Genomic DNA, 11,187 nt, shown 5'->3' with positions numbered 1-11,187 from the left:
ACCACCTTCGAAGGCTAAGTACTCCTTGCTGACCGATAGCGAACCAGTACCGTGAGGGAAAGGTGAAAAGCACCCCGACGAGGGGAGTGAAACAGTACCTGAAACCGAACGCCTACAATCAGTCGGAGGCTCCTTGCGAGCTGACGGCGTACCTTTTGTATAATGGGTCATCGACTTGGTCTCACGAGCAAGCTTAAGCCGTTAGGTGTAGGCGTAGCGAAAGCGAGTCTTAATAGGGCGTATGAGTTCGTGGGATCAGACCCGAAACCGAGTGATCTAGGCATGGCCAGGTTGAAGGTAAGGTAACACTTACTGGAGGACCGAACCCACATCCGTTGAAAAGGATCGGGATGAGCTGTGCCTAGGGGTGAAAGGCCAATCAAACTCGGAGATAGCTGGTTCTCTGCGAAATCTATTTAGGTAGAGCGTCATCCGAATACCCCGGGGGGTAGAGCACTGGATGGGTAATGGGGCCCCACAGGCTTACTGATCCTAACCAAACTCCGAATACCCGGGAGTACTAGATGGCAGACACACTGCGGATGCTAACGTCCGTAGTGGAGAGGGAAACAACCCTGACCTACAGCTAAGGCCCCCAATTCATGGCTAAGTGGGAAAGCAGGTGGGACGACCAAAACAACCAGGAGGTTGGCTTAGAAGCAGCCATCCTTTAAAGATAGCGTAACAGCTCACTGGTCTAAATAAGTTGTCCTGCGGCGAAGATGTAACGGGGCTCAAGCCATGAGCCGAAGCTTAGGATGCCGTAAGGCATGGTAGCAGAGCGTAGTGTGACATAGAACTCATCCGTATTTGCATCTTTCTGTGAAATATCAGTGGATGTAATGACGGATCGAGTTCTTTCGATGAAGCCGGCCTGTGAGGGATCCGGTGGAGAGATCACTAGTGAGAATGATGACATGAGTAGCGACAAAGAGTGTGAGAGACACTCTCGCCGAAAGTCCAAGGGTTCCTGCTTAAAGCTAATCTGAGCAGGGTAAGCCGGCCCCTAAGCCGAGGCCGAAAGGCGTAGGCGATGGGAACTAGGTTAATATTCCTAGGCCAGGAGGATGTGACGGATCACAGGTGTAGTTCAATCTTATCGGATTGATTGGGCTGCTGAGTGGTTCCTGGAAATAGCCCTCCATCAGACCGTACCCTAAACCGACACAGGTGGACTGGTAGAGCATACCAAGGCGCTTGAGAGAACGATGTTGAAGGAACTCGGCAAAATACCTCCGTAAGTTCGCGAGAAGGAGGCCCGGTTCCTAGGCAACTAGGGGCTGGGGGCACAAACCAGGGGGTGGCGACTGTTTATTAAAAACACAGGGCTCTGCGAAGTCGCAAGACGACGTATAGGGTCTGACGCCTGCCCGGTGCCTGAAGGTTAAAAGGAGAGGTGAGAGCCTTGAATTGAAGCCCAGGTAAACGGCGGCCGTAACTATAACGGTCCTAAGGTAGCGAAATTCCTTGTCGGGTAAGTTCCGACCTGCACGAATGGCGTAACGACTTCCCCGCTGTCTCCAACATCGACTCAGCGAAATTGAATTGCCTGTCAAGATGCAGGCTTCCCGCGGTTAGACGGAAAGACCCCGTGCACCTTTACTACAGCTTCGCACTGGCATCAGGATTGTGATGTGCAGGATAGGTGGTAGGCTTTGAAGCGGAAACGCAAGTATCCGTGGAGCCTCCCTTGAGATACCACCCTTCGCACTCTTGATGTCTAACCGCGGTCCGTTATCCGGATCCGGGACCCTGCGTGGCGGGTAGTTTGACTGGGGCGGTCGCCTCCTAAAGCGTAACGGAGGCGCGCGAAGGTTGGCTCAGAGCGGTCGGAAATCGCTCGTTGAGTGCAATGGCAGAAGCCAGCCTGACTGCGAGACTGACAAGTCGAGCAGAGTCGAAAGACGGCCATAGTGATCCGGTGGTCCCGAGTGGAAGGGCCATCGCTCAACGGATAAAAGGTACGCCGGGGATAACAGGCTGATACTGCCCAAGAGTCCATATCGACGGCAGTGTTTGGCACCTCGATGTCGGCTCATCTCATCCTGGGGCTGGAGCAGGTCCCAAGGGTACGGCTGTTCGCCGTTTAAAGAGGTACGTGAGCTGGGTTTAGAACGTCGTGAGACAGTTCGGTCCCTATCTGCCGTGGGTGTAGGAGACTTGAGAGGAGTTGCCCCTAGTACGAGAGGACCGGGGTGAACGATCCACTGGTGGACCAGTTGTCGTGCCAACGGCAGTGCTGGGTAGCTATGATCGGACAGGATAACCGCTGAAGGCATCTAAGCGGGAAGCCCCCCTCAAAACAAGGTCTCCCTGAGGGCCGTGGAAGACCACCACGTCAATAGGCCGGAGATGTAAGCGCAGTAATGCGTTCAGTTGACCGGTACTAATCGCCCGATAGGCTTGATTTGATCCAGTAATGGAAAGACAAGACCAAAGCATACACCGACCTTGACTAAGGATAGCGTCGCAGCACCTAGCCGCGATGTTGATTGATACTATAACCGTGCGGGAACGTGCCTTTTGTGAACAAAAGACGCTGCCTCCCGCGCGTCGCCTTTTTGCAAAGCAAAAAGAGCGACGGGGATTTTCCTCGGTTTGGTGGTCATAGCGCAAGTGAAACACCCGGTCCCATCCCGAACCCGGAAGTTAAGCACTGCCGCGCCAATGGTACTTGGGCTTAAGCCCCGGGAGAGTAGGTCACCGCCAAACCTAGTAAAATCCCCCCTCTCTCTAATACGATATCAGAATTACCGACCCCGGCCTCAAGTAGCGTAAGCGATAGGCCAACCTAGTGTCGCGGGATGGAGCAGCCCGGTAGCTCGTCAGGCTCATAACCTGAAGGTCGTAGGTTCAAATCCTACTCCCGCAACCAGGTCGGAAACTCTCAAAACAGCCCGTTCAGACTAAAATTGATCCCCCGGATCAACCGCCTAACGTCTTCACCTCGCCAGGATCATAACCTGAAGGGCACAGGGTCAAATCCAACGCCCGAAAACAATCGCGAGCGCCGGATAATCCCGTTTTATATCAAAAACTTAGCGCCACTTCGGGCGTTTTTGCGCTTATGATCAATGCACAACTGGAAGCATCAGGATCGAATTGCGCGAGGCTTTGTGTGTTGTGCCAAAGGAGGTTAAACCAAAGGTGGCAGAGAACCTCCCGATCACTTACCGTTCATTTGAGATGATTCACCGCCTTTCCAATAGGGCCGACCATGAAATAGACGTTTCAGAGGACCAGATGACGGGCAAGCTACAATTTGGTACATTATAGGACGTCGCTACGGCCCATGCGCAACCTCGCCAGCCCAAAGGATGTGGGGCGAATAGGTTTTTGCCTAACTTCCTGCATTCAACTTTGAAACTTTCCCTGACCGTGGCGCTTTCAAAAATGTCGGCGTTATCTGCGAACACGTCTCGTCCCACCTCACCGGTGTTGCCGGACCTGACGGTTACAGATGCGTGACATCTTGGATCCGTTTCTATCGCCTCTTTTCCGTCGTCTGATGCAATGGCTACGATGATGTGGAGCGCATTTCCCTCTTGCTTGAGCCAGTTTTCCATGACGTTCTTGTCCAGTGTTCCCTTATTCTCGAACATGCAATCGAGAAAGGTTTTCCCGCTTCCGATGACATCATCGATGAGAATCAGTGTTTTGGTTCCGGTGTCTTTTATAGCGTCACTCAACTGACGAATGCGGCCTTTTTCGTTTCGCAACTCATAGTGCAGCATGCCTTCGCTTTTTCCGGGGTTCTGAATGCTGACGATTTTGGCGGATTTGTTGTGGGCTCTAAGCGCATCGATCTCGTGGCGAAGGGACTTCATGATCTCGTAGCGCGATAGAAAGCCCTGCTTGTGCATATATTCGAGGATATTGCAGGCACCGATTTTTGCCTCGTCCGAGCTGAATTGACCGATCCAATGCAATAGGACCTGATGGTCTACCTGGCGGTCTTGGTAGCTCCAGAAACTGCACATATCGCGGCAGAAATTCATCAGCGCGGCAGGCTCAAGCAGCGAGAGGCAAGCGGTTTCGGGAAACACGTCAAAATGCGCCATAGTTTTGCGAAATCCGCTTTGACGGAAAATGGCCGCAACTGACATCAGGTCAAAGGTTCGGCCCAACTTGTCACCAAAGACCTTGAATGACGACATCAACATCTCGAGCAGAGAGCCCTGCTGCGGACTCAGGTCAATTTTGCGAAAACTCGACACGGGGTTGCCGCATTGCGTCAGCACTACCAGGTTGGGCGGCACACTGACCGTTTTGCTCAGGTCCGGAAGTTTGCTTGAACCCTGGCCCCTTAGATCAAGCACAGCGGCAGCATCGGGCGCGAGCATTTTCAGGTCATCGCTCGTCGACAGCCAATTTGGAACAGTATCGGGCGTGCCGTTTCGAATCGCCAGCGCATTGGCCAACAATCTGATGTCCTCATCCACCCATGCCGTGGTTCTGGGCACCACGATCTCGAAGGGTTCCAGAACCGTGCGATGGCGGACAAATTCGTTGGCAAGTAGGTCAAAGAACAGCCTGGCGCCACTGTTGTAGGGGATCGTGTCAGCCATTTTCTTCGATCCCGATCGAAGCCATATCCTGTTCGGCCATGCGCCCGTCGATAGCTTGTAACCCGGCCAGCCGGAAACGCAGGTAACACTGGATCGGTTGGTTGCGGCTAATGTTGCCAAACTGACGGGGTTGGATTTTCACCTGGACACCGGAATAGTTGGCCAGCCCGCGTGTTTCATCGAACACCGTAACGACGATTTCCTTGGCACACGGCGGCGTTTTCGAGTTGTCGATCAGAATCTTTTCATTCATCCAGAACCATTTTCCCGGGTCGGACTGGCGCAGTTCCCGAATCTGCTGAAAAATCTCTTTCGCCGCACCGAATTCACCAATCTGGCAAAGAAGAGAGGCTTGATCGTGCATGAAAATTTCGGCGGAGTCCGGGTCTTCCCGGCGGATGTCTTCAATGATCTGAAGCCGGGTTTCAAATTTGAAACGTGTGGCACTGTCCTCAGTATAAAGACGATAGAGAATGCCGAGTTCTCGCGCGTTTGGAGCGTCGAACTCGGCCAGATCGACGCGCAGTTTTCGTAACCCCTCTGTTTTTTGCGGGTCAAGAAAGCCGTCTTGAATCGACTTGCCCGCCAGAATGGTGCGCATTTTGACGATCAGAAATGACACCCTGTTGCGCATGACAAACTCCTGATCCTGCGCAAATTTCAGATTCAGGGACGTGGCGATTTTTTCCTGTTCCTCAAGCAGTCTGGCGATGCTCAATTCCGCTTCGACTTCGTCAGAGTTGCGCCACTGCTTGTTGGCATGAAGGGTGCAAAGCGTCTGGAGTCGATCTTCGGCCTCTTCAAAGTACCTGAGGTCGACGATTGGGTCATTCATTTTCGATAGGATTGAACTTTGCAAGGTCGAGACAATCGAATGCAATGCGTGGCCGTTCGCGGCGTCTTTTTCTACCGCCTGTAAGCCAAGCTTAATTGCTTCGGCGTCAAGTTTTTTGGCTTCGGCCTCTTCCTTATTCAGAGTTCGCAATGTTTTGGCGAACCGGCTTGTCGCTGCAGCCAATGAGTTTAGAACGTTGCTGATCTTTTCATTCGATTTGTGGACTTTCAAAGCCCGGTCAACAAACACTCTAGCTTCATTCAACCGTTCCTTGGAAATGAAAAGCAGTTCTTCGGTCGTAAGGATGATGGCCTCTGGGCTTTTTAGTTTCTCAAGGCAGGCGTGCAGGATATGGATGTGAAAGCGTGCATACTGGTGACAGATGAGGCGGCTTTCAAGCGCAATACCCTCGGGGATCGCCTCGAGAAGCTCGCGCGCGGCGCGCTGCCGCGGCGTTTCAAATTCGATTCCAAATGCTTCTTTTTCTCCACTTCGGAACCAAGGGCCGATCCCCGATACAACCGCTTCACACAGCCAGGTGTCGGCGTAGCTGCCGGTCAGGCCATTGAGCAGTTCAACCAGATTTGAATGTGGTGCGCCTGATTCACGCGGGGCGGTCATGTTCAACAGCATTCCGCAGATGGCTGGATGACGGGCGAAAATGGACCAACTGGAAGAATCGTAGTGTTTGTAGCGTTTCCAGATCGTAAAGGAATCGAATACGTGCTCGTCCTCTTTCGAGATTCCGCCGCGCAGGATCGCTTCGTAGACGCTCTGTTTGAACAGGCATTCATAAGGTAGCGAGATGCCATAAAACCCAGCTTCTGCCACGACCTCGACCAGCTTTCGAACGTTTCTGTCTTCGATGGATTTCCAGTTTTCGTACAGATATCTGGCCAGGCTGCGCTCATCCCTGACCCGCTCTTTGACGAAGGGATAAATCGCGACCAGAAAAAGATGAGGCAGGTCGTGGCTGACCTGTTTGTCCTTGTTTACATAGTTTTGGTATTTGCTGTAAAAGCCGGTGTAATAGGCCTCCCATTCACGTTGACCGGGGATTTCCTGCAAATCGCGGTCCGCGCAGAACTCTCTGAGGTGTTCCCCGATATGAAGCACCTCTTTCCTCGACGTGTTCGCGACGATCTGAACAACGTTGCTGGCCTTTTCAATCTCTTCCCGGCTTTTTTCCAGGACGCGAACAAGAACCACTTTTCTGTTCAGTTCACGGGACAAAAGATTGGCCAGGTTTGCTTCTTTTGCTGCGATCTCAGCGTCTGAATCCAGCAAGACGCAAACCGGAATGCTCCCGTATCCTTTGCCTTTGCCCTCACGGTTTTTGGCCCAGAGGTCCTGAATGTAGATGATGAACTCCAAAAGCGTTTCGGCTTTGACCCCGGCCGGGCGCGGGTTGGATACAACAACTGGATACCCTTTACGAGAAAGCTCGATGGCCGCTTGACGGACCATCGTCGACTTTCCCGTACCTTTCTCGGAAAACACGATGACGCTTTCCATCGCATTGTTCGGATTAGTTTCTGTTTCGTCCAGTTTTTGCGCAACCGAGCAGATATGCCTGATCGGGTCGATCGTCTGGGTTTCCCCTTCGTCCGAGCAAATACACCCAAATTTTCCCCGGTCGGCCGCGGCCCCCGCGCCTAATGCGTTCCAGTTCAGATCTCCAGACAGGAAGCTGTCAAAATCCTCCTGACTGACGGCGCGGTCTTCTTTCACGTCTTCGGCGGTCAGAAGTTTCAACCCCGGGCCAAGTTTGGCAATCCAACCAATGTCAAACTCAAGACCGGGGGCGTTTTTCAGGTTTAACTGATTGGGCTTCTCTGTGGCCTCAATACGCTGTTTCAGGCCCGCCCAGAAATCATGCGGTGGTGTGGTGATGAATTCAGAAGTCTGTGTCGGCGGAGGCAAAGCCTCTTCGTTGTCGGAAAGGATTAGAATACGAAGCTTTGGGGCCAGCGCTTGCAGGCGGCGAAGGGCGTTCCGCTCGGGTTTGCCAAGAGCCAAAAGAGTGCCTTTGGCCCCTTGCAAAATGCCGAACAGATCGCTGGCATCTTGCTGTTTGCGAAAATCGGCGTCGGTTTCCGGATCGTCCTTACAGTGGATGTCAAGCACCAACTGGATGTTGTGCTCTACCTGATCTTTCGGGTAGGTGGCCTTGCTTTCGACCACTTGCCAAATGGGCTTTATGTCCTGTTTCGCAAATTGGTCCCGCTCGGCCTGCGGCAACTCATTCAGAACCACCGACCAGACGATAGGCCTTGCCTGCGGGATGTCAGTCTCGTTGGCGTTTTGAGTGATCCAGACCGAGCATTCGCCTTTGGCCAGGGATTTGTAGACGTCTTCAATCGCGTTGTATTCCGGATTAGAGTTGTCTGCTTTTGTTTTTGAGGGTGCCGTGCTTGTTCGTGGTTCAACACATGCCTGAAAGAAATTTCTTATTATTTACAGGCTACTTGCGCCGACGCAACGGGTGGCAGTAACGCGTTGAATCAAAGCGGGAAGTCTGGCCGGGCCATTCTATACGCCCGGCCTAGAAATCAGTCCAGTTCCAGAACTTTTCGGGCGACGCGGAAGCACTCGAGGGCTTGTGGGACACCGCAATAAATACCGATCACGTGGATGATGGCGCGGATTTCTTCTTTGGTGACGCCGTTACTGATCGCGCCTTTGCAGTGAATCTCCCATTCATGCATTTTTCCCAACGCGCCAATCATAGACAGGTTCATCATTGACCGGGTTTTCGCGTCGATAACGTCGTCACCCCATCCAAACCCCCAGCACCAGGCCGTCATTGCCTCCTGGAAGGGGCGGGTGAAATCATCCGCTGCGGCGAGGTTCTTTTCCACATACTCCGCGCCCAGCGTGGCTTTGCGTTGTTCGAGGCCTTTGAGGAAAAGGTCTTCGTCGAAAATATCTGCCATTTTGTTTAACTCCGGTTCAGTGGCGCGTCAGACGATGTTCATAGAGGTGATCGTAATGCGGTTTCATCCGGCGGTGTACCTGTCGGACCCGATCCGGAGCCTCTTCTATCGACACATATTTGCGAGGTTGCGGGGCCAGCCCGGTTGATTTTGCAAGATTTGCGTGAAATGAGCCGCCGTCCCACCAGCTATGCGCCGAAGGATCGCCCCCGGCTTCCCATGTCATGGCGGCCTCGACAAAGGGGATGCCCACGGCGTCGCAAAACTGTTCAGTCATCCCGTGGGGATCTTCCAGCAGGTCATCACTGTCGATCACCGGGGGCGGGGCGCCATTCAGCGCGGTCAGCAAATCAAACAGGGCGCGCTGTTCGGGAAATCCAACCTCGCCCTCGGCAAAGTCCGGCCAGCGTTTGTACATCGAAGTGATGGTTTTGGCTGGGTCGCGGATCAGGAAAGCGTGGGTGAAATGCGACAGGAACTCGGCATTCCACATGTGGTTGATATAATGGGGGAAATCCTTGATGAACACCGGCCCGGTCTGGGCCTTGGCCTGAATATCGGCCCACACGCTGTCCAGTGTCAGGCCGGGGGTGGTGACGTCTCCGGGTTTGAACCGGTGCCACAACGGGTCTTCGCCCTGATACCACGCTTCGCCAAAAGGTTCGTGCAGACATTCCAGATCGCCGCGCTGGCGCATCATCCATTCAAACGCGGTGGACGTTGATCGGGGTACCGCCCAGAGCGCGAGAATTTTGTGCATGAGATGGGCTCCTCCGAGATCTTTTATGCGTGTTTGAAACGGTCCGTTCTTGGTTTGTGGTGAGGGCGTTAATCAACGGACTCACGCATCCATTGTTGCAGACGGGCGATGGAATGTTCCGACATCACTCCGCATCCGGGGTCCAGAACCAGCGGGCCGGGGCGATAACCTCGGGATTTGAGGCCCCGGTGGACGGATTCGACCAGGTGGATGTCCTCTTCGACGGTGGTCTCGCGGTCCTGCACGGCCAGTTGCCGGATTACTGCGCTTTCTGATCCACCCTCAGTGTACCAGCCGCGCCAGACGGTGCAGTGGTCGGCGTCGACGGCGCGCCAATGATAGGTGTTCAGCACATTGCCCGGGTAGCATTGGAAAGAGAACATCGGCCACAGGAACCACGACTGATAGTCGCCCGCATGAGGCACCGACAGGTCGATGGGATAGGTCATCTTGTCAAGGCTCTGGCATTCGGTTGTGTGGCGCAGTACATAGCCGCCGCCTGCATCCGGCTGAATGTCATAGGTCTCGGGCTTGACCACACCTTCGGCAAAAGTCGGGTGGTTGGTCGGGCAGTGATAGCATTCCGAGTAATTCTCGATACTGACTTTCCAGTTGCAGTTTTCCGGAATCTCGACCCATTCCAGCGGTTCCAGATCGTCAATATGAGGCACAAAAGCGCGGATTTCCTCGCGTACGCCGGGATACCATTCGTCCATCGGCGCGGCATCGTCGTCGAGATTGACGAAGATGAAGCCGTTGAAAACTTCGGTGCGGACCGAGGTCAGGCAGATCGCGCTGCGGTCAAAGCCGGGGACGGATTTGATGTTCGGCCCGGCGCGCAACTGGCCGGACAATTCATAGGTCCAGGCGTGGTAGGGGCAGACGACAACGCGGGTGTTGCCTGCGCCGCTCACCATCTCATGCGCGCGGTGCTGGCAGACATTGTAGAAGGTGCGGATTTCGCCGTCGCGACCGCGGATACAGAACAGGTTCTGACCGGCGATTTCGAAGGCGAAGTAATCGCCCGGTTCCCTGACCTGTGCTACGTGGCCCGCGAACTGCCACGTTCGGGCCAGAAGACCCTGCATCTCCTGCTCGAAAATCGCAGGGTCAATGTAATAGCGCGCGTCCAATGAGTGGGTCAGGGGTGCGTTCATTCGGGCTCCTCCGCGTAGAGGCCAAGTTGGTGTCTGCGTTGGTGAAACCGTTCCACCCGCTCGACGATCTCATCGCTGGAAACTGCGATCACGAAGGACAGCAGCGTTTCCAGCAAAGCGATGGTCGAAACGGATGACGGAAAGAATTGCGGCGTGTCAGCGGCGACAACAAAGCCGTGCTGCGCGTTCAGGATGACCGGGCTGGCCGGGCTGTCCGAAATGCCAATGACGGTCAGGCCCTGTTGGCGTGCCAGCTTGATCGCGTCGATCACCTCGGTCCGGTAGGGGTGGCAGGTGATGGCGATCAGCACGTCCTGCTCATCGGCCCAGGCCAGATCGTCCACCGGGGTCGAACCGGGGCGGGGGATGGCGTGGAACTGTTTCATCCCCGTTGACGCAAGATAGGTGAAATTGCGCGCGTTCGCGTTGTTGACGCCGACGCCCAGCGTGAAAATCTGGCGACAGGCCCAAATGTCCTCGGCCGCAGCTTTCAGACTGGCGGCGTCGATCCCGGCAAACGTGTCCTCGATATTGCGGATCGCGGCCCCGACCATATCTGCGTAAAGCCCGCCCAGTTCGCCAGACTTGCCAATGTCCTGCAACCAGCGGGCGCGGTCTGGAAACGACACGCCGCCTTGCCGAATCGCATCGCGGAACGGGGCGCGGAAATCCTCGTAGCCTTCAAAGCCAACCTGCCGCGCCATGCGGACGAAGGTGTTGGGTTTGACCTTGGCGGCCTCGGCGATCTCACGCACGGTTGAAACCCCAACATCCGTGGGATTTTCCAGCACGTAGCGTGCGGCTTTCTGCGCCTCGGGGGTGAGGGCTTCCCACTCCTCTGTGAGGCGGTCCAGAACGATTGATGATACATTTGTGTCATTCATGATTGACGATGGTACATTTGTGGAATTAGCCTGTCGAGCAGAAACGC

Annotated in this window: 7 protein-coding genes, 1 tRNA gene and 2 rRNA genes (1 of these 10 cut by a window edge); 4 read left to right on the top strand and 6 right to left on the bottom strand. The window is 54.5% G+C overall.

Going from position 1 to position 11,187, the window contains the following annotated elements; all coding sequences use genetic code 11:
- The 3 genes from ACOQOY_RS10025 to ACOQOY_RS10015 all read left to right on the top strand — a co-directional run.
- Positions 1–2,411 (top strand): 23S ribosomal RNA (locus ACOQOY_RS10025); it begins 432 nt to the left of the window's first position.
- 186 nt (positions 2,412–2,597) lie between these two features.
- A 5S ribosomal RNA gene (gene rrf, locus ACOQOY_RS10020) occupies positions 2,598–2,712 on the top strand.
- A gap of 86 nt (positions 2,713–2,798) precedes the next feature.
- Positions 2,799–2,875: transfer RNA gene (locus ACOQOY_RS10015), tRNA-Met, on the top strand.
- Between the two features lie 316 nt (positions 2,876–3,191).
- On the opposite strand, the gene ACOQOY_RS10010 is transcribed toward ACOQOY_RS10015, so the two are convergent.
- The gene (locus tag ACOQOY_RS10010; RefSeq protein WP_420585292.1) at positions 3,192–4,568 is read right to left on the bottom strand and encodes a phosphoribosyltransferase-like protein; all 1,377 of its coding nucleotides are present in this window, start codon (positions 4,566–4,568) and stop codon (positions 3,192–3,194) included.
- On the bottom strand, positions 4,561–7,134 hold the full coding sequence (locus tag ACOQOY_RS10005; protein WP_420587231.1) for a hypothetical protein: 2,574 nt from the start codon (positions 7,132–7,134) through the stop codon (positions 4,561–4,563). Before ACOQOY_RS10005 ends, ACOQOY_RS10010 begins: the two co-directional genes overlap by 8 nt.
- A 243-nt stretch (positions 7,135–7,377) precedes the next feature.
- Between ACOQOY_RS10005 and ACOQOY_RS10000 the strand changes: the two genes are divergently transcribed.
- Entirely contained in the window at positions 7,378–7,806 is a 429-nt protein-coding gene (locus tag ACOQOY_RS10000; RefSeq protein WP_420587284.1) for a hypothetical protein, read from the top strand.
- A gap of 149 nt (positions 7,807–7,955) precedes the next feature.
- Here ACOQOY_RS10000 and ACOQOY_RS09995 read toward each other — a convergent pair whose 3' ends face one another.
- The 4 genes from ACOQOY_RS09995 to ACOQOY_RS09980 form a co-directional block, all read right to left on the bottom strand.
- Positions 7,956–8,339, bottom strand: a complete 384-nt coding sequence (locus ACOQOY_RS09995; RefSeq protein ID WP_420585291.1) for a carboxymuconolactone decarboxylase family protein — start codon at positions 8,337–8,339, stop codon at positions 7,956–7,958.
- Between the two features lie 16 nt (positions 8,340–8,355).
- Complete coding sequence (locus ACOQOY_RS09990; RefSeq protein ID WP_420585290.1) at positions 8,356–9,099, bottom strand: sulfotransferase family protein; 744 nt, start codon at positions 9,097–9,099, stop codon at positions 8,356–8,358.
- A gap of 68 nt (positions 9,100–9,167) precedes the next feature.
- Positions 9,168–10,256 (bottom strand): aromatic ring-hydroxylating oxygenase subunit alpha, encoded by a 1,089-nt coding sequence (locus tag ACOQOY_RS09985; protein ID WP_420585289.1) that lies wholly within the window; start codon positions 10,254–10,256, stop codon positions 9,168–9,170.
- Positions 10,253–11,140, bottom strand: coding sequence for a MurR/RpiR family transcriptional regulator (locus ACOQOY_RS09980; RefSeq protein WP_420585288.1), 888 nt, complete (start codon positions 11,138–11,140; stop codon positions 10,253–10,255). The genes ACOQOY_RS09985 and ACOQOY_RS09980 overlap by 4 nt, the downstream gene beginning before the upstream one ends.
- Positions 11,141–11,187 lie beyond the last annotated feature (47 nt).

The organism is Ruegeria sp. (genome assembly GCF_965221235.1).
Taxonomy (GTDB): Bacteria; Pseudomonadota; Alphaproteobacteria; order Rhodobacterales; family Rhodobacteraceae; genus Ruegeria.
The sequence above is the reverse complement of the archived record's forward strand: the minus strand, read 5'-3'. Positions and strand labels throughout refer to the sequence as shown.